We start from the raw sequence: 20015 nt of genomic DNA on the forward strand, positions 1-20015 counted from the left end.
GACCAGATCTTAACGGAAGCAGTCGTAGAGACAGTTATTCAGGTTCTAGTCTCCTTTATATAAAATGAATAAAAATACAAAAGTTTTAGCTTTAAAGTACAGACCTCAGACATTTAATGATCTTATAGGGCAAGATGTTGTTGCGGAAACAATTTCTAACTCTATTAAGGCTAATAAAGTGCCTAATGCCTATCTTTTTACTGGAATTAGAGGAATAGGAAAAACGACAACAGCAAGGATTGTTGCAAAATCTCTAAATTGTTCAAATGGAATAGATAATTTGTGTAAAGAGGAACTTTGTGAAAATTGTAATGCCATTTCTAACTCAAATCATATTGATGTATTGGAAATGGATGCAGCAAGTAAAACAGGGGTGGACGATGTAAGAGACCTTATTGAATTTTCTAGATATGGCCCAACTACTGCTAAATATAAAATATTTATAATTGATGAAGTTCACATGCTTAGCAAACAAGCATTCAATGCATTGTTAAAAACCTTAGAGGAGCCACCAGAATATTTAAAATTTATCTTTGCAACAACAGAAATAAAAAAAATTCCAATTACAGTAGTTTCACGTTGTCAAAGGTTTGATTTATCTAGAATTAAATCTTTAGAGTTGTTTGATTTTATTAAGAAAATTAAAGAAAAAGAAAATGGTAACGCATCAGATGATGCTCTTAAATTAATTGTTAAAATTTCTGAGGGTTCAGTTAGGGATGCGCTATCGTTACTTGATAGGGCTTTACTTACCTTGGATAAAGACAAAGAATTAGATCTTGCAGCAGCACAAAAAATATTTGGTTATTTTGATAAGTCTCAATTAATTGATTTATTTGAATTGATATTTGAAGGTAAAGAAACTGAAGTTCTCAACACTTACAGAGAAATATATAACCAGGGTGTTGAACCAAAAATTTTTATTAATGATTTTTTAGAGCTCTTATATTATTTTAAAAATATTGATTCACTCAATTTGGATGGTAATAATTTTTTATTGAATGATGAAGAGTTTAATAAAATTAAAGATCTTTCAGAAAAAGTTAACAATGAGACCCTAATATTATTTTGGCAATTTACTATTAAAACACTTGAGGAGCTTGATATTGTTTCTAATCAACATTTATCAATAGAAATGTTCTTAATTAGATTAATTCATTTAAAAAGCATTAAACAGGAAAGTGACAAACATAAAGACGATAGCAAACTATTATCTGAAAGTGAAAACCAAACATCCTTTTCCCCAAAAAAAACAAACGAAGATATCTTTGGAATAAAAGATAAATCTGAAACAATAGGGCAAATGAAAAATATTGTTCAGGAAAAAGATATCAAAGAAAAAGAAAATAATAACATTGAAATAAATACCAGTCTTATAAATTCATTTGATGATCTATTAAAAGCATGCTCTTCTAAAAAAGAGATTAAATTAAAATATGAATTAGAAAAAAATGTTAACCTTGTAAGTTTTGAGAACAAAAGAATTGAAATTTCATTTAATGAAGATTTAGATAAAGATTTTATTAAAGATCTTTCAACAAAACTTTTTGAATGGACCAATGAAAGATGGATTATAAGTCTAAGCAAAACTAAAGGACAGCCATCAAAAAAAGAAGAAGAAATTAATGAAAAAAAAGAACTGATAGAAAGTGTAAAGAACTCCTCAATTTATAAAGATATTTTAAAAAATTTCCCTGACGCAGAACTTATTGATGTTAAACCTAGAAAAGAAGATTAAAGAATGACTGATTTTACAAAAATTTTAGATAAAGCAAAAGAATTAGAGGCTAAAATGAAAGAGAGCCAAGAAAAAATAAAGAACATTCAGGTAGAAGGAACGTCTGGTTCAAATTCTGTAAAGGTTACTTTAAATGGTGAAAATGAAATGATCAAAATTGACCTTTCAGACGAAATATTAAAGGAAAATAAAATTATAATCGAAGATTTGATAGTGGCTGCCCATAATAATGCAAAATCAGAATTAAAATCTAAGACATCTGAAGAAATTTCTAAGTCTACAAGTGGATTAGGTATTCCTGGTTTTAAATGGCCACTTTAAGAATATGCAAAATATTAATGAGATAGAAGAGTTAATTAAATTAATTTCTAAACTTCCTGGCTTAGGTCCTAAATCTGCAAAAAGAATTGTATTAAAACTTATTAATAATAGGGATGAACTTGTAAAGCCAATGGCAAACACGTTGGCACAAGTTTATAAAAATGTTATTAGGTGTCAATCTTGTGGTACTTTAAAATCTAATTCATTAGGCTGTAACAATTGTGAAAATTCAAAAGAAAAATATAATAAAATATGTGTAGTTGAAGACATTGCAGATCAATGGTCAATTGAAAATTCAAATATCTATAAAGGCTACTTTCATATTCTTGGTGGCACTATTTCTTCTGCCGGCCAGAGAAAAGAGGATCTTTTGATTAATTCATTAGTAGAAAGAGTTTCAAGAGAAAATATTGAAGAAGTTATACTAGCAACAAGTGCAACAGTAGAAGGTCAAACTACTGCTTATTACATAGAGGATAGTTTAAAAAAAACTTCTACTAAGGTTACAAAACTTGCTCAAGGACTTCCTGTTGGTGGTGAAATAGAAAGTCTCGATGATGGAACTTTATATTCAGCTTTTAAAAACAGAACTGGAATTAAAACTAATTCTGACTAGATTTCTTTATTAATCGATTTAGATGTAATAACGGTTCTGTGTAACCCGAAGGTTGCTCTTTACCTTTAAAGATTAAATCACAAGCTGTCTTAAAAGCAATTGATTGCTCAAAATTTTCAGACATCATTTCGTAGCTTCCTCTTCCGGAGCGAGTATAGGCACCATCATTTTTATTTTGATCATCAACAATTTTTGCCATTTTTTTCATTACTTCCATAACTTGTGATTTTGTACAAATATCGTGATGTATCCAATTAGCTATATGTTGAGAAGAAATTCTTAAAGTGGCTCTATCCTCCATCAAACCAACATTATTAATATCAGGTACCTTTGAACAGCCAACTCCATGATCTATCCATCTGACGACATACCCTAAAAGAGTTTGTGCAGAATTGGAAATTTCAGAGTTAATTTCTTCCATTGACCAGTTTGGTCTGTCTGCTACAGGAATTGTTAACAAATCATCCAGTTTTGCAGATTCTCTTTTTTGAATTTCTTTCTGTTTCTCAAAAATATTTATTTCATGATAATGAAGAGCATGAAGAGCTGCCGCTGTAGGTGAGGGAACCCAAGCACAATTTGCTCCAGCATTTAGATGCCCAGTTTTTTGTTCCATCATCTCTTTCATTTTGTCCGGCATAGCCCACATTCCTTTGCCAATTTGAGCCTTACCAGAAAGACCACATTGAAGACCTATGTCTACATTGTTATTTTCATATGCCCCAATCCATTTAGAAGATTTCATATCTCCTTTTTTAATCATAGGACCAGCTTCCATTGAAGTATGCATTTCATCACCAGTACGATCTAAAAAACCAGTATTAATAAAAAATACTCTATTTTGAAGTGTTCTAATACACTCTTTTAAATTAGATGAGGTTCTTCTCTCTTCATCCATAATTCCAATTTTACAAGTGTATTTTTCCAATCCTAAAACTTCTTCAACTTTAGTAAAAATTAAATCAGTAAATGAGGTTTCATCAGGACCATGCATTTTTGGTTTAACAATATAAATAGAACCAGTTCTAGAATTACCTTTTTTTTTAATATCATGAAGGCAAGCTGCTGAAGTTATAAAGGCATCCATAATACCTTCTGGTATTTCAGAACCATCTTTTAAAGTGATTGCTGAGTTAGTCATAAGGTGTCCAACATTCCTTACCAATAATAAACTTCTTCCATGTAGCTTTAATCCTTTTCCATCTTTAGAAATATAACTTCTGTCGGGATTTAATTTACGCTCATAAGTCTTTCCATTTTTTTCAAAAGTTGATTTCAAATCACCTTTCATAAGTCCAAGCCAATTACGATAACAAATAACTTTGTCATCAGCATCTACTGCAGCGACACTATCTTCATTATCACAAATAGTTGAAACTGCAGCTTCAACAATAATATCACTAATTTTAGCAGGATCTTGTTGAGCACTAAAAGCATTTGGGTCTATAATTATTTCTATATGAAGATTATTATTTTTTAAAATTATTGCTGATGGATCATTGGCCTCTCCTCTATGACCAATATATTTATCTTTATTTTTTAAAGATGATTTATTACTATCTTTTAATATTGTTAAAGAGCCATTATCAATTTTAAAGCCTGTAATATTATGCCATTCAAAATTTTCTAGAGGAAAATATTTTTCTAAAAAGTCTCTTCCATATTTTATAACCATTTCTCCTCTTAAAGGATCGTATCTTTGAGTGGCACTATCCTCAGATTGCTCGATTACATCTGTACCATACAAACTGTCATATAAACTCATCCATCTAGCATTAGCGGCATTCAGTGCATACCTTTCGTTCATGATTGGAACTACTAATTGAGGTCCAGCGATACTAGTTATTTCTTCATCAACATTATTTGTTTTGATCTTAAAATCAGGGCCCACTTCTTTTAAATAATCAATTTCTTTTAAAAATTTTTTATACTCCTCTAGATTGATTTCATTACCTTTATTAGCAATATGCCAATCGTCTATTTTTTTTTGTAAATCTTCTCTTATTTTTAATAGCTCTTTATTTTTTGGGGCTAGCTCATGAACTACTTGGTCGAAGCCTTCCCAGAATTTTTCAGAAGAAATATTTGTATCTTTAAGCAACTCTTCATTAACGAAGTTAAGCAATTTATTAGAAACTGATAGATTGTGTATTTTTGTATATTGTTCTTTCATAGCACCCATTTTACCCCATCTGTATTTTTGCCTGAGAGTTTTGCTCCATCGGCGAGATAAATCTCTTTCCAGAGTGTTATGTTTGTTATCGGTCCATTTGCCTGAGAGTTTCCGGGGTGGTTGCTCCTTCGGCGCTATTATTTAATAGTCTCTCCCGATATCAATTAAGAGTACCTTTTAATAGAATTATGTCAAATATAAATTATTTAAAACATTTTATTGCCTTTTTTCTTAATTAATTAATAATTAAACAATCATATGAAAAATTATTTAAATTTTGAAACAGATATTAAAAATTTAGAGATAGAAATAGACAAACTTAAAGACCCTTATAATCAAGATGGTCTTTCGGAAGTAGATACCAAAAAAATATCTGAGTCTCAAAAAGAGATAGATAATAAGCTACAAGAGATTTACTCTAACTTAGATCCCTGGCAAACTACTCTAGTTGCAAGACATGAAGATAGACCTAAAGCAAAATTTTTTATTGATAATTTATTTGAAGATTTTATCCCATTGTCAGGTGATAGATATTATGGAGAAGACAAATCTGTATTAGCAGGATTTGCAAAATTTGATGAAAAATCTGTCTTAGTTATTGGTCAAGAAAAAGGGGACAGCCTTGAAAGTAGAATTGAAAGAAATTTTGGAATGATGAGACCTGAGGGTTACAGAAAAACAATTAGATTAATGAAATTAGCAAATAAATTTAACATTCCGATAATTTCTTTTATAGACACACCCGGAGCTTACCCTGGTGTAGGGGCGGAAGAAAGAGGTCAAGCAGAGGCAATTGCAAAATCAATTGAGTGTTGCATGTCTTTAAACGTCCCAACTCTTGCAATTGTTATTGGAGAAGGTGGATCAGGAGGGGCAATAGCACTTGCTTCATCTAACAAGGTAATCATGTTAGAAAATGCAATTTACTCAGTAATATCTCCAGAGGGCTGTGCCACCATTTTATGGAGAGACCCCAAAAGAACTTTAGAAGCAGCAAAAGCTATGAAATTGTCTTCAAAAGACCTTTTAGAACTAAAAGTAATTGATGAAATTATTTCAGAGCCAATTGGTGGTGCCCACAGAGATAGAGACCTAATATTAGATAACGTAAGAAAATCGATTGAAAAAAATTTGAATGAATTTCTTAACATGAGTGGAGAAGAAATTTTTAATCATAGAAAAAATAAATTTTTAACTATTGGAAGATCTAAAGGTTTCGTAAATCAAATAGACGATCTAAGTACACTCAGCATGAAAGAAAATAAGGTTAATTTATTTATTAAAAACTTCTTTAAATCAAAGTTAAATTTAGCAGTTTTATTTGGAGTAATAGTTTTATTGGGCTATTTTATATTTTCTTTATAAGGCCCCACAACAGTTTTTAAACTTTTTACCTGTAGCTTCACATTTCTCATTTCTTGAAATTTTTTCATTTTTTCTTTTTATTAGTAAACATTTTGGATCGTTAGATGTTTCTTTTTTTAATGGTCTTGAAATACTTTCACTAGGTTCTTGAACTATTTTTAAATTTATTAAAATTGTAACAAAATCCATTTTCAATTTATTCAATAAGTTTTCGAAAAGAAAAAAGGCTTCTTTTTTATACTCAACTAATGGATCTCTTTGACCATAAGATCTTAGGCCAATAACTTGTCTTAGTTGTTCAAGATATTGAATATGTGACTTCCAGTTTAAATCTATACACTGAAGAAAAATTCTTTTTTCAACTTCTTTTGCTTTTTCTTCATCCAACATTTTAATTCTTTCATTTCTTGCTTCTAAAAATTTAGAATTAATTTTATTTTTGAACTCTTCATCTTTTAATTCAGTAACATTTTTAAATTCATTATCATCAACACTTTTTCCTAGTAAAGTTTTTAACTGATTATTAAATTCATTATTTTTAGTTGTTGATAGTTTCTGTGTTTTTAAGCTGATTAGATGACTAATAATTTCAGATAAGAATTCATCTGAATAATCAAAAACTTTTTCACTATTCATCACGCCATTCCTTTGAGAGAATATTACATGTCTTTGATCATTTAACACGTCATCAAATTTTAATAAATTTTTTCTTATATCAAAATTTCTAGCCTCAACTTTTTGTTGTGCCCTTTCAAGTGCTTTATTAATCCAGGGGTGATCAATACTTTCTCCATCTTTTAAGCCTAATTTTTGAAGAATATTATTCATAGATTCTGAACCAAAAATTCTCATTAAGTCATCTTCTAAACTAACATAAAAAATTGAACTTCCTTCATCACCCTGTCTACCAGCTCTTCCTCTGGCTTGGTTATCAACTCTTCTAGATTCCATTCTTTCTGTACCAATAACAAATAGTCCACCGAGTGATTTTATTTTATTTTTATTTTCTAAAAGTTCATCATCAGGTTGACTTCCTTTTTTTCCACCTAACTGGATATCAACACCTCTACCCGAGATACTTGTTGTGATTATAACTGAATTCATTTTTCCAGCATTTGCAATGATTTCAGCTTCATTTTCATGATTTTTTGCATTTAAAACTACATGTTTAATTTTTTCATCATTTAGTAATTTTGAATAAATTTCTGATTTATTAATGCTAGAAGTGAAAACTAATATAGGCTGACCTTGCTTGTGACACTCCAGAACTTTTTCAATGATAGCTTTATTTTTTTCTTCTTCAGTTCTAAAAATTTGATCATTCCAATCTTTTCTAATCATTTCTTTATTTGTAGGGATGATAACCACAACTAAATTATATATTTCATAAAACTCCTGAGATTCAGTTGCTGCAGTTCCAGTACATCCTGAAATTTTATTATAGAGCTTGAAGTAATTTTGATAAGTTATTGATGCTAGAGTTTGATTTTCAGCTTGAACATCTATTCTTTCTTTGGCTTCAAGTGCTTGGTGTAAGCCATCTCCAAATCTTCTTCCCTCTAATATTCTACCAGTAAGTTCGTCAATAATTTTTAATGTTCCATCTTTAACAATATAATCCTTTCCTTTTTCAAATAGATGATGAGCTCTTAAAGATTGATTTACATGATGAACTAAACTTAAGTTTTCAGGGTCATAAAAGTTATTATTTTTTAGAATTCCAGCATCAGAGAATATTTTTTCTACATTATTTATTCCCTCATTGGTAAGCAATATATTTTTATCTTTTTCATCAATCTCATAATGTTCTGGTAATAATCTTTTTATAAGTTTGTCAATCGCAAGATATTGTTCTGTTTTGTCTTCAGCAGCTCCCGATATTACAAGTGGCGTTCTAGCCTCATCAATTAAACAAGAATCTATTTCATCCACAATAGTATAAACATGTCCTCTTTGAACCATTTGTTCTTTTGAAAATTTCATATTATCTCTAAGATAATCAAACCCTAATTCACTATTAGTTGCATATGTAATATCAAAATTATAATTTTTTTTTCTTTCAAGATCATCTTGGTCATTATTTATAAAACCAAAAGTTAATCCTAAAAATTTATATATCTCCCCCATTTCTTGCGAGTCTCTTTTTGCAAGATAGTCATTTACAGTAACTATATGCACCCCTTCTTCTGTCAGAGCATTTAAATAAGCAGCTAGACTTATTGTTAAAGTTTTACCTTCGCCAGTTCTCATTTCTGCAATTTTGCCCTCGTGAAGCACAACACCTCCAAGTATTTGAACATCATGATGTCTCTCATTTCTTGTTCTCTTAGAAGCCTCTCTCACAAGTGCAAAAGCTTCAGGCAATAGGGTGTCTAAATTTTCACCATTTTTAAGTCTATCTTTCAATTCTGTAGTTTTTTTAGGAAAGTCTTCGTCACTAAGGTTTTTAACAGAAGCTTCTAAGGAGTTAACTTTTACAACTATTTTGTTAATTCTATCGAGCTCTTTTTGATTGCTAGATTTAATAAACTTTGTGATAAAATTTAAGGGATTAAGCATTTAATTTTCTGGTATATAATTAATTATAACTTTTAATATAAGTATTAAATAAATATTTTAAACACATGCCAATAAACGTTAAAAACTTTATAAACTCACTAAATTTAAAGTCAAAAAATAGTGACTTTCAAGATTTAGAACATCTAGATGGAGTTTCAATATCCACAGTTTGTGCAAATTTATACAGCAAACCCAGGGATGATTTGGTTATGTTTTATTTTAGAGACGGGGCAAACTATGCATCTGTTTATACACAATCAAAAATAGTTTCAGAGAACATTAAGTGGAATTTAAATATTAAAAGTAAAAAAATAAGCTCTCTAATTATTAATACTAGAAATGCTAATGCATTTACAGGATCAGATGGTTACAAAGGTTTAAAAGAAATAGCAGAAGAAGCAGCATTACAATTAACAAAAAAACAAACTGAAGACGAAGATTTTCCAAAGAAGATATCATCAAATCAAGTACTTTTTGGATGCACAGGGACAATTGGAGAAAAATATCCAACTGAAAAAATTAAAAAGAACATTCCAGAACTAATCAAAAAAATTAAATATACACAAAATAAATTTACCTGGATGAAAGCTGCATTAGGCATAATGACAACAGACCTACAGCCAAAAATTTCTATGGAGGAATGCAAAATAGGAAATAAAAATGTTAAGATTTATGGGATTGCCAAAGGATCAGGAATGATTTTTCCAAACATGGCGACCACATTAGGTTATGTTTTTACAGATGCAGATCTTTCAAACGATATTTTAAACAAACTATTAAAGAAAAATATTAATACAACTTTTAATGCAATTAGTTGCGATGGTGACACTAGTACTAATGATATGGTTTCTATTTTTTCAACAGGAAAAGTAAAAAACTCAATCATTAATAATATTAATGATAAAAAGATATTTAGTTTTGATAAAGCCCTACATTCAGTATTATTAAATTTGTCAAAAAGAGTGGTTAAGGATGGTGAAGGAGCTACTAAATTTATTACAATCAATATAGTTAAATCAAAAAGTGAGAAAGAAGCAAGAGTAATAGCTTTTTCTATTGCGAATTCAAATCTTGTTAAAACAGCTATCGCAGGAGAAGATCCAAATTGGGGTAGAATAATAATGGCCATAGGAAAATCTGGAGTGAAAATAGATTTAAAAAAATTAGCAATAAACTTTGGTGGTATTAAGATTATAGAAAAAGGACAAATTTTTAAATATTACAAAGAAAATGAAGTGGCTAACTATATGAAAAGTCAATCAATAGATATTTCAGTAAATTTAAATATGGGATCAAAAAGTTTTACTGCTTACACAATGGATTTAACAAAAAAATATATTGAGATTAATGCTGATTATAGAAGCTAATTTGATATTGAATTAACTTTATTAATTATTAACTATAAACCATGATTAAATACAAGCTCATATGTAAAGATTGTGAAACTACTTTTGATAGTTGGTTTTCATCGTCTAAGGAATATGAAAAACTTAAAAAGAAAAAATTCTTAAATTGTCATTTTTGTAATTCTTTAAATGTTGGAAAGGGCTTGATGTCTCCTAATGTGAGTACTTCAAAAAATATTTTAACAGACATTGATTCATCCAGTGAAAAATATAAAGAAATAAAAAAAACAATTTATAAATATCAAGAATTTATAAAAAAAAATTTTGAATATGTGGGAGAAAATTTTGCTTATGAGGCAAGGTCTCTACATTATAAAGACAAAAAAAAAGCCAAAGGTATTTATGGTACCGCAACAAAAAAAGATCTTAACGAATTAAAGGAAGAGGGTATAAAAGCAGAAATACTGCCTTGGATAAAAGATAATACGAACTAATTTTTTATAAATTTTGTAATATAATTAACAGAAGTATCATTTGTTACTTTCCAGCTATTATCTAATATATTAAAATTCATTCCATCTAATTTTTTAAGAGATAGATTGTTTTTTTTACTTATATCTATTAGCTCACTAGGTTTAACAAATTTTTCCCAATCATGTGTTCCAATTGGAAGCCATTTTAAAATATATTCAGCACCCACTATTGCAAATACATAAGATTTTAATGTTTTGTTAAGGGTTGCGATAAACATTATTCCATTTTTTTTCAATAATTTTGAACTTTCTTTAATAAAAAAGTCTATATCATTAACATGTTCAACTATTTCCATGTTCAAAATTACATCAAATTTTTTTTTATCTTTTAACATCTCTGGAGATGCAACTTTATAGTCAATCTTAAGTTTATTTTTTTTTGCATGAAATTTTGCAACTTCAATATTTTTCTTTGATGCATCAATGCCAACAACACTTGCTCCTAGTCTGCACATTGGTTCAGATAATAACCCTCCACCACAACCAATATCAAGTAATTTAATATTTTTTAACGGCTTATCAGATGATCTAATTTTAAAATCTTTGATAATATTTTCTTTTATATATCTAATTCTTATTGGATTAAAATTATGCAATGGTTTGAATTTACCATTAGGATCCCACCATTCTTCAGCAATTTTGGAAAATTTCTCAATTTCTTTTTTATTTATTGAATTCATAATAGATAACTTGTGGACATAACAATTAAGATGTATTTTATCAAATATAAATTACAAAATTATCAATGAAAACTGTTGTATTAAAGTTCGGTGGAACCTCCGTTGGAAGTATAGATAGAATAAAGAGCGTAGCAAAAATTATTTCCTCTTACAAAAAGAAGAAAATGGGTGTCATTGTGGTTTCATCTGCAATGAGTGGCACAACCAATGAATTAATAAAAAAAACAAAAGAATTAAGTAATACCTTTGATGCAGCAGAATATGATGTTTTGTTAGCAACAGGAGAGCAAGCAACTTGTGCATTAATTGCTGGTAGATTAAAACACCTTGGTTTTAAAGCTAGATCATGGATGTCTTGGCAGCTACCAATTATTACAGAAGGACCTTATAGCTCTTCAAGAATTAGCAAAATCAATAAAGGAAAAATACTTAGTTTCATGAAATCAGGTGGAATACCTATCATAACTGGTTTTCAAGGCATTAACTTAGAAAATAGACTTACAACACTGGGCAGAGGTGGAACTGATGCATCAGCAATAATGCTTGCAAAATTTTTTAATACTGATGCGTGTGATATCTACACTGATGTAGATGGTGTTTATACTACAGATCCAAGAAATCATTCTAAAGCCAAGAAAATTCATAAAATTTCCTACGATGAAATGTTAGAGATGGCATCATTAGGCGCAAAGGTTATGCAACCTACATCTGTGCAAGATGCAAAACTAAATAATATTAATTTTTCAGTTAAATCTTCATTTCAAAAAAAGAAAGGCACATTAATAACTGGTACAAAAAAAACCTTCAGTAATCAAATAATAACTGGAATTACTTCTACAAAAAATGATTCTAAAGTTACGATTGTAGGTGTTAAGGACAGACCAGGAGTAGCAGCTGCTGTTTTTAAACCATTATCACTTAATCAAATTAATGTTGATATGGTAGTTCAAAATATTTCTTTAAATGGAAAAGAAACAGACTTAACTTTTACAATTAAATCTGAGGATGTAAAAAAAACAGAAAAAATAATTAAACAAAATAAAAGAATTTCATTTAGAAAACTTACGTATGACAATAATGTTTCAAAAGTATCTATTATTGGTGTGGGTATGATTACAACACCAGGAATTACCTATAGAATGTTCCAAGCTTTGGCTTCAAAAAAGATTAACATAATGGTTATTTCAACTTCTGAAATTAAAATTTCAGTTTTAATTTCAAATAAACAGATAAAAAAAGCAGTAGCAGTGCTTCACAAAGAATTTAAGTTAGATTAACTTATGAGCTTAAGACCATTTAGAGACATTCATAGAAAAAAAACAAAAGTAATAAATGTTGGTGATGTAAAAATAGGTGGTGACAATCCTATTTCTGTTCAATCAATGACCAATACTTTAACAACCGATATTCAGGCCACAATAAAACAAATTAATGATATTCATGAAGAGGGTGCAGATTTGGTTAGAGTTTCTTGCCCAGATGAAGAGTCTTCATTAGCTCTTAAAGAAATTACAAAACATGTATCTGTTCCAATAATTGCTGATATTCATTTTCATTATAAAAGAGCAATAGAAGCTGCTGAAAATGGAGCAAAATGTTTAAGAATTAATCCAGGAAATATTGGGGATAAATTAAAAATACATGACGTACTTAGTGCTGCTAAAAATAATGATTGTTCTATTAGAATAGGTGTTAACGCTGGCTCTCTTGAAAAAGATATTTTAGAAAAATATAAAGAGCCATGCCCAGAAGCTTTAGTTGAAAGCGCACAAAGGAATATTAAGATTTTAGAAGATCAAGATTTTTTTAATTTTAAGATAAGTGTAAAATCTTCAGATATATTTTTATCTATTGCAGCGTATCGTCAACTATCAAAAGTTACAGATTATCCATTACACCTAGGGATTACAGAAGCTGGAAGCTTTGTATCAGGCAGTGTCAAGTCATCAATAGGTCTTGGCTCACTTTTAATGGATGGAATAGGTGATACTATAAGAATTTCTTTGTCTGATGATCCTGTTAAAGAAATTAAAATTGGTAATGAAATATTAAAGTCACTTAATTTAAGAAATAGAGGTGTAAAAATTATATCTTGTCCATCATGTGCAAGACAAGCATTCCAAGTAATTGATACGGTAAAAATATTAGAAGATAAACTTTCTCACATCAAAACCCCTTTAACATTATCGATTATTGGCTGTGTAGTTAATGGACCTGGAGAAGCAGCGATGACAGATATAGGAATTACTGGAGGCGGTAAGGGTAATAATATGCTCTATTTATCTGGAATTCAAAGTGAAAAAGTTTTATCAGAAGATATAATATCAAGGGTTGTAAGTGAAGTTGAAAAAAAAGCTGCTGAACTTGATAAAAAATTATAAATACAATGATACCTCTAAAAACTATTGAAGATTTAATATCTAAGCATTCTGTTTTAGAGAAAGAATTATCATCAGGTGAAGTGGATAAAAAACTTTTTGCTGAAAAATCAAAAGAATACTCGGATTTAAATGAGGTAATTGATGATGCTAGAAAATATTTTTCTTATGAGGGAGAAAAAAAAGATCTAGAAAAAATATTAAGCGATTCTAGTAGTGATAATGAGTTTAAAGAAATGGCTGAAGTAGAATTAAAAGATTTAAAATTAGAAAACGAAACTATAGAAAAAAAATTAAAACTATTTTTATTACCAAAAGATGAAGCAGATAAAAAAAATGCAATTATAGAAATTAGAGCAGGCACAGGAGGATTGGAGGCAAGTTTATTTGCTGCGGATCTCTTTAAGATGTATGAAAAAGTTAGTCATCAAAAAAAATGGGAATTAGAATTAATAAGTATGTCTCAGAGTGAGGCGGGGGGGCTGAAAGAAGTTATCGCATCAATTAGGGGAAAAAATATTTATTCAACATTAAAGTATGAAAGTGGAGTTCATCGTGTTCAAAGAGTTCCAGATACAGAAACTCAAGGGAGAGTTCACACTTCTGCTGCAACAGTGGCTGTACTACCAGAAGCAGAAGAGGTTGATATAAAAATAAATGATTCAGACTTAAGAATTGATGTATTTAGAGCTGGTGGCCCAGGTGGGCAATCTGTTAATACAACTGATAGTGCCGTGAGAATTACTCATATTCCAACTGGATTATCTGTATCTCAACAAGATCAAAAATCACAACACAAAAATAAAGCAAAAGGTATGTTAATTTTAAGATCAAGACTTTATGAATTAGAAAGATCAAGAATTGAGGGTGAAAGATCAGAGGATAGAAAAAGTAAAATAGGAACAGGAGACCGCTCTGAAAGAATTAGAACATATAATTTTCCACAAGGAAGAGTAACAGACCATCGTATTAATCTAACCTTACACAAACTTGAAGCTTTTTTAGAAGGTGAAGCTTTTGATGAAATGGTAGAAAGCTTAACGCTGCAAGCACAAGAAGAAAAATTGAGCAATCTTAATTAAAATGAATATAGAAAATGTTCTAAATGAAGGAATAGCTATCTTACAAAAAAATAAGATAGCCAACCCTCAACTTGATAGTGAGATATTATTATCCAACTCGATTAAAAGAGATAAAAAGCATATTATTTTAAACCCTAAAGAAGTTTTGAACTCAGAGCAATTAGGAAAATTTAAAAGTTTAATTGAAAGGAGAAAAAAAGGTGAACCAATTGCTTATTTAATAAATAAAAAAGAGTTTTGGAAAGATGAATTTTTTGTCAATAAAGATGTGCTAATTCCAAGACCTGATAGTGAACTAATAATAGAGCAGGTTTTAAAAATTTATTCAAAAGATAATCAACTACAAATTCTCGATATTGGAACTGGATCTGGATGCATTCTTTTATCTATATTAAAAGAGAGATCTAATTTTTATGGAACTGGAATAGATATTTCTAAAAAAAGTATAAATGTAAGCAAATTTAACGCAAAACAACTAAACTTAACTAATCGAGTAAAGTTTTTTCACTCAAGTGTTGACAATTTTAATAATGGCAAATATGATATCATTGTTTCGAACCCTCCATATATTGAACAGTTAAGTTTAAAATATTTGGAAAAAGATGTAGTTAATTTTGAGCCAAAGTTAGCTTTAAGTGGTGGGTTTGATGGTTTTTCAAAAATCAGAAAAGTAATCAATAAGACAAATAATCTGATTAAGAAAAATGGTAAATTTATTTTAGAGATTGGTTTTAATCAAAAAAATAAAGTTATAAAAATATTAAAAGAAGAAGGTTTTTACGTTAACAAAGCCATAAAAGATTATGGCAACAATGATCGCTGTATAATCAGCACTAAAATTTAAATTGAAAATATTATGGTAACATTTAGAAGTAATAACAGTAATAACAATAGAAGACCTCCATTTAGAAGCAATAATAATAGAAGACCTCCATTTAGAAGCAATAATGAAGGGTCAAAATTTTCTAATAATGATAATTTTCAAAGAAAAGTTCCAGGTAGAAATAATCATAATGCGGTTAAACTTATTGAAAAATACAATGATTTAGCGAGAGAGGCTTTAGCTAATGAAGATAAAATTTTATCTGAAAATTATTTTCAACATGCGGATCACTTTACAAGAGTTCAAAACGAGCAAGAAAGCCTTAGAATGGCTAGAGTAAATTCATCTGCAACTGCAACTATTAAGCCAGTGGATTCAGACAAAAAGGTTGAAGAAACTATTAAAACCGAAGCTGAAACGGTTAAAAAAGAAGTGACCGAACCTGAAGTTAAAAAAGTTGTAAAAAGTGTAGATAAAAAAGTGGTTGAAAAGAAAGTCGCTGCTAGTTAATTTTATCCAATAATTAATTCTGATTTTAAAACATCTAATTTAATTTTTTCTACCTCAAATATTTCTCTTTCTTTTCCTTTAAGAGTTTTACCAGAAGGCAACTTTAATTTTTGAGAGTTAACTTTTTTTCCATTTACAACTACTTCATAATGTAGATGTGGACCTGTAGATTTTCCAGTCGACCCGACATAACCAATTATCTGACCCTGTTTTACTCTTATTCCCTCTTTTATTCCTCTAGCAAAATTTTTCATATGAGCATAAATAGTTTCATAAGTTGAATTATGTTTTATTTTAATACAATTTCCACCACCACCACACCATCTTGCTCTAGTTATCAGACCACTTCCAGATGCCATAATAGGAGTGCCCATTGGGGCTGCAAAGTCAGTTCCTCTATGCATTTTATTAAAACCATCTATAGGATGTTTTCTCATTCCAAATGCAGAAGAAAGCCTTGCACCATTAATAGGAGTTTTCATCAATGCTTTTTCAACACTCTTACCATTTTCATCATAGTGTCCTTCACTTCCTTTTTTTTGAAAATAATATAATGCATTATTTTTTCCACTTAGCTTTAGATCTGCAAAAATTATATTACCTGTCTCAAATATTTTACCATCATCATCTTCAAACACTTCGTACATGATTTGAAAATTATCATTTTTTCTAATATCTCTTTGAAAATCAACCTGGAATCCATAAATTCTTGCAAACTCAATAATCATATTTGGCTGAACTTTCAAATCAATAGCTGTTTTATATAAACTTTGTGTAATTTTCCCTTCCTTAAAAACAATTTTTTTATTTAAATTTGTAATGATTATTTTTTTTTCAAAAAGATTATTATCTAGATTTCTTGTTAATTGAATTTTTTCTGTTCTAGAAACTGGAAATAAAAAAGAAGTAATTTTTTTATTATTTGATTGATCAATAGTAATTTTTATTTCAAGATTTGGCTGAAGATTATTTATATTATAATCCGAATTTAATTTTTTTTTGATCTGATTAATTTCTTCATTTGGTATTGAATAATTATTTAAAATTTTATCAAAGGTTTCACCACTAGAAATTTTATGATCAATATTTTTATATCTTGGAACTAGATTGTCAAAAATTTGGTTAATACTTTTTTGGAAATAAATATTATTTATTAAATTTTTGTAATTTTCATCTATTAATACTTTTTTTTCGTTATAGAGGCTGGTGCTTGAAATCGTAATTAACAATAGTAAGAAAAGAAAAGTAATCTCAATGTTTTTTTTTATTATTTTTATTATTTTATTTGAACTAAATATCATCTTGAACTTTGAATTATTAATTTAGTAATGACTAAAAATCAAAAAAAACCTAGTATTTATTGATATATTTGAGCATTTATTTAAATGCTAAATGCTTGATTTACTTTTATTTTAGCTTATAAGCAGCACACTTTCTCAGTAAAATTATTGTTTACTCAATAGATTAGTGAGGATTATTGGGCGTTTTAGACCCAATTAGCTATTTAAAAAGTAAAAATTTAAGAAGAGAAGTGTGGACGGTTAAGGTTACCAAAATTTGTCGTACACACTTCAAAATCGTATGGATTGTATTCTTACAATTTATATATGAAGCTAGTGTGCGCCGTTTTTTAACTTGAGAGTTTGATCATGGCTCAGAACGTACGCTGGCGGCACGCCTAACACATGCAAGTCGAACGAAGTAGCAATACTTAGTGGCAGACGGGTGAGTAACATGTGGGTATCTACCCTTTGGCCTGGAATAACACGAGGAAACTTGTGCTAATACCGGATAAGTCTTTACGGAGAAAGCTTTATGCACCATTGGATGAGCCCGCACTTGATTAGTTTGTTGGTAGGGTAATGGCCTACCAAGACTATGATCAATAGCTGATTTGAGAGGATGATCAGCCACATTGGGACTGAGACACGGCCCAAACTCCTACGGGAGGCAGCAGTGGGGAATCTTGCACAATGGAGGAAACTCTGATGCAGCGATGCCGCGTGAGTGAAGAAGGCCTTTGGGTTGTAAAGCTCTTTCGTCGGGGAAGAAAATGACTGTACCCGAATAAGAAGGTCCGGCTAACTTCGTGCCAGCAGCCGCGGTAATACGAAGGGACCTAGCGTAGTTCGGAATTACTGGGCTTAAAGAGTTCGTAGGTGGTTGAAAAAGTTGGTGGTGAAATCCCAGAGCTTAACTCTGGAACTGCCATCAAAACTTTTCAGCTAGAGTATGATAGAGGAAAGCAGAATTTCTAGTGTAGAGGTGAAATTCGTAGATATTAGAAAGAATACCAATTGCGAAGGCAGCTTTCTGGATCATTACTGACACTGAGGAACGAAAGCATGGGTAGCGAAGAGGATTAGATACCCTCGTAGTCCATGCCGTAAACGATGTGTGTTAGACGTTGGAAATTTATTTTCAGTGTCGCAGGGAAACCGATAAACACACCGCCTGGGGAGTACGACCGCAAGGTTAAAACTCAAATGAATTGACGGGGACCCGCACAAGTAGTGGAGCATGTGGTTTAATTCGAAGATACGCGCAGAACCTTACCAACACTTGACATGTTCGTCGCGACTCTAAGAGATTAGAGTTTTCGGTTCGGCCGGACGAAACACAGGTGCTGCATGGCTGTCGTCAGCTCGTGTCGTGAGATGTTGGGTTAAGTCCCGCAACGAGCGCAACCCTCACTTTTAGTTGCCATCATTAAGTTGGGCACTCTGAAAGAACTGCCAGTGATAAGCTGGAGGAAGGTGGGGATGACGTCAAGTCCTCATGGCCCTTACGTGTTGGGCTACACACGTGCTACAATGGCATCTACAACAGGAAGCAAAACGGCAACGTTAAGCAAATCCCGAAAAGATGCCTCAGTTCGGATTGCACTCTGCAACTCGAGTGCATGAAGCTGGAATTACTAGTAATCGTGGATCAGCGTGCCACGGTGAATGCGTTCCCGGGTCTTGTACACACCGCCCGTCACACCATGGGAGTTGGTTCTACCTTAAGGCAAGGTTTCAAACCCTTGACCACGGTATAGTCAGCGACTGGGGTGAAGTCGTAACAAGGTAGCCGTAGGGGAACCTGCGGCTGGATTACCTCCTTTCTAAGGATGAGTGAAAGTAAAATTTCACTCTAAATAATATACATCGGTAATGTTGACCGTCCTCATTTCTCTTCTTAAAGTAATGTTTCCTTCTTGTAGGGCCGGTAGCTCAGTTGGTTAGAGCACACCCTTGATAAGGGTGGGGTCGAAAGTTCGAGTCTTTCTCGGCCCACCAAAAACCTAAATGGGGGATTAGCTCATCTGGGAGAGCGCCTGATTTGCATTCAGGAGGTAGCAGGTTCGATCCCTGTATCCTCCACCAGGAAACATTTAGTTATTAAAACTGTAAATAAAAATAATTTATATCAATATCTATATCCGAACATTAAAAGTTATTATTTAATGTTCAAAATAAAAATTTGATCACAACATAGATAAATTTTCTGTAAAAAGAATTTTTTTCTGTGCATAAATCAAGCGTTTAAGGGCGTGTAGTGGATGCCTTGGCACTGAAAGCCGATGAAGGACGTGATATACTGCGATAAGTTTCGGGGAGCTGTATGTAAGCTTTGATCCGAAAATTTCCGAATGGGGAAACCCACCACTTTATGTGGTACTTTAAACTGAATACATAGGTTTAAAGAGACAACCTGGAGAACTGAAACATCTAAGTAACCAGAGGAAAAGAAATCAATTGAGATTCCGTTAGTAGTGGCGAGCGAACGCGGAGTAGGCCAGTAGTTTTGTTAGAAAAATTTGAATAGTTTGGAAATGCTAACCATAGAGGGTGATAGTCCCGTATGAGTAATGTTTAACAAAATTCTTGAGTAAAGCGGGACACGAGA

Annotated in this window: 15 protein-coding genes, 2 tRNA genes, 2 rRNA genes and 1 riboswitch (1 of these 20 running past the window's edge); of the genes, 15 read left to right on the forward strand and 4 right to left on the reverse strand. The window is 30.8% G+C overall.

All coding sequences use genetic code 11. The annotated features are described in order from the left end of the window. Window positions 1–64: 64 nt before the first annotated feature. From dnaX to recR, 3 genes are read left to right on the forward strand one after another with little or no spacing between them, the layout of a single operon-like run. Complete coding sequence (dnaX, locus tag AC5SLW_RS00535; RefSeq protein ID WP_494574094.1) at window positions 65–1738, forward strand: DNA polymerase III subunit gamma/tau; 1674 nt, start codon at window positions 65–67, stop codon at window positions 1736–1738. A gap of 3 nt (window positions 1739–1741) precedes the next feature. Then, on the forward strand, window positions 1742–2059 hold the full coding sequence (locus AC5SLW_RS00540; protein WP_006997395.1) for a YbaB/EbfC family nucleoid-associated protein: 318 nt from the start codon (window positions 1742–1744) through the stop codon (window positions 2057–2059). 4 nt (window positions 2060–2063) lie between these two features. Further along, window positions 2064–2675, forward strand: coding sequence for a recombination mediator RecR (gene recR, locus AC5SLW_RS00545; protein WP_006997394.1), 612 nt, complete (start codon window positions 2064–2066; stop codon window positions 2673–2675). Here the strand turns inward: recR and AC5SLW_RS00550 are convergent. Beyond that, window positions 2662–4857: a malate synthase G gene (locus AC5SLW_RS00550; protein WP_494574095.1), complete on the reverse strand. Its 2196-nt coding sequence runs from the start codon at window positions 4855–4857 to the stop codon at window positions 2662–2664. The genes recR and AC5SLW_RS00550 overlap by 14 nt on opposite strands. A gap of 70 nt (window positions 4858–4927) precedes the next feature. Further along, a riboswitch (glycine riboswitch) is annotated at window positions 4928–5015 on the reverse strand. A gap of 91 nt (window positions 5016–5106) precedes the next feature. On the opposite strand from AC5SLW_RS00550, the gene AC5SLW_RS00555 reads away from it, so the two are divergent. Next, on the forward strand, window positions 5107–6213 hold the full coding sequence (locus tag AC5SLW_RS00555) for an acetyl-CoA carboxylase carboxyltransferase subunit alpha (RefSeq protein WP_494575213.1): 1107 nt from the start codon (window positions 5107–5109) through the stop codon (window positions 6211–6213). Here AC5SLW_RS00555 and secA read toward each other — a convergent pair. Beyond that, on the reverse strand, window positions 6208–8772 hold the full coding sequence (gene secA, locus AC5SLW_RS00560) for a preprotein translocase subunit SecA (protein ID WP_494575215.1): 2565 nt from the start codon (window positions 8770–8772) through the stop codon (window positions 6208–6210). The two genes, AC5SLW_RS00555 and secA, sit on opposite strands and share 6 nt — an antisense overlap. 65 nt (window positions 8773–8837) lie before the next feature. On the opposite strand from secA, the gene argJ reads away from it, so the two are divergent. Both argJ and AC5SLW_RS00570 read left to right on the forward strand, forming a co-directional pair. Beyond that, entirely contained in the window at window positions 8838–10139 is a 1302-nt protein-coding gene (gene argJ / locus AC5SLW_RS00565) for a bifunctional glutamate N-acetyltransferase/amino-acid acetyltransferase ArgJ (protein ID WP_271615983.1), read from the forward strand. A gap of 41 nt (window positions 10140–10180) precedes the next feature. After that, complete coding sequence (locus AC5SLW_RS00570) at window positions 10181–10612, forward strand: DUF1178 family protein (protein ID WP_494575218.1); 432 nt, start codon at window positions 10181–10183, stop codon at window positions 10610–10612. Here AC5SLW_RS00570 and ubiG read toward each other — a convergent pair. Beyond that, complete coding sequence (gene ubiG, locus AC5SLW_RS00575; protein WP_011281767.1) at window positions 10609–11331, reverse strand: bifunctional 2-polyprenyl-6-hydroxyphenol methylase/3-demethylubiquinol 3-O-methyltransferase UbiG; 723 nt, start codon at window positions 11329–11331, stop codon at window positions 10609–10611. The genes AC5SLW_RS00570 and ubiG overlap by 4 nt on opposite strands. A 65-nt stretch (window positions 11332–11396) precedes the next feature. Between ubiG and AC5SLW_RS00580 the strand changes: the two genes are divergently transcribed. The 5 genes from AC5SLW_RS00580 to AC5SLW_RS00600 are packed head-to-tail and all read left to right on the forward strand — an operon-like array spanning window position 11397 to window position 16124. Further along, a complete protein-coding gene (locus AC5SLW_RS00580; protein ID WP_006997387.1) occupies window positions 11397–12608 on the forward strand; it encodes an aspartate kinase in 1212 nt (403 codons plus the stop codon). 3 nt (window positions 12609–12611) lie between these two features. Continuing rightward, entirely contained in the window at window positions 12612–13712 is a 1101-nt protein-coding gene (gene ispG, locus AC5SLW_RS00585; RefSeq protein WP_271615982.1) for a flavodoxin-dependent (E)-4-hydroxy-3-methylbut-2-enyl-diphosphate synthase, read from the forward strand. 5 nt (window positions 13713–13717) lie between these two features. Beyond that, the gene (gene prfA / locus AC5SLW_RS00590) at window positions 13718–14791 is read left to right on the forward strand and encodes a peptide chain release factor 1 (RefSeq protein ID WP_271564949.1); all 1074 of its coding nucleotides are present in this window, start codon (window positions 13718–13720) and stop codon (window positions 14789–14791) included. Window position 14792: 1 nt separating this feature from the next. Beyond that, window positions 14793–15635 carry a peptide chain release factor N(5)-glutamine methyltransferase gene (prmC, locus tag AC5SLW_RS00595; protein WP_494575221.1) on the forward strand — a complete coding sequence of 281 codons (843 nt, stop codon included), beginning with the start codon at window positions 14793–14795 and terminating at the stop codon, window positions 15633–15635. A 12-nt stretch (window positions 15636–15647) separates the two neighbouring features. Then, entirely contained in the window at window positions 15648–16124 is a 477-nt protein-coding gene (locus tag AC5SLW_RS00600) for a DUF4167 domain-containing protein (protein ID WP_494574101.1), read from the forward strand. A 2-nt stretch (window positions 16125–16126) separates the two neighbouring features. On the opposite strand, the gene AC5SLW_RS00605 is transcribed toward AC5SLW_RS00600, so the two are convergent. Then, window positions 16127–17425 (reverse strand): M23 family metallopeptidase, encoded by a 1299-nt coding sequence (locus AC5SLW_RS00605; protein ID WP_494575223.1) that lies wholly within the window; start codon window positions 17423–17425, stop codon window positions 16127–16129. Between the two features lie 330 nt (window positions 17426–17755). Between AC5SLW_RS00605 and AC5SLW_RS00610 the strand changes: the two genes are divergently transcribed. From AC5SLW_RS00610 to AC5SLW_RS00625, 4 genes are all read left to right on the forward strand, one after another. Then, a 16S ribosomal RNA gene (locus tag AC5SLW_RS00610) occupies window positions 17756–19230 on the forward strand. A 98-nt stretch (window positions 19231–19328) separates the two neighbouring features. Beyond that, a tRNA-Ile gene (locus AC5SLW_RS00615) sits at window positions 19329–19405 on the forward strand. 11 nt (window positions 19406–19416) lie between these two features. Continuing rightward, window positions 19417–19492, forward strand: a tRNA-Ala gene (locus tag AC5SLW_RS00620). Between the two features lie 149 nt (window positions 19493–19641). After that, window positions 19642–20015, forward strand: a 23S ribosomal RNA gene (locus AC5SLW_RS00625); it runs 2380 nt beyond the window's last position. Together the 16S and 23S rRNA genes with 2 tRNA genes alongside form the textbook arrangement of a ribosomal RNA operon.

It is taken from the genome of Candidatus Pelagibacter sp. PS_40 (assembly GCF_059417765.1).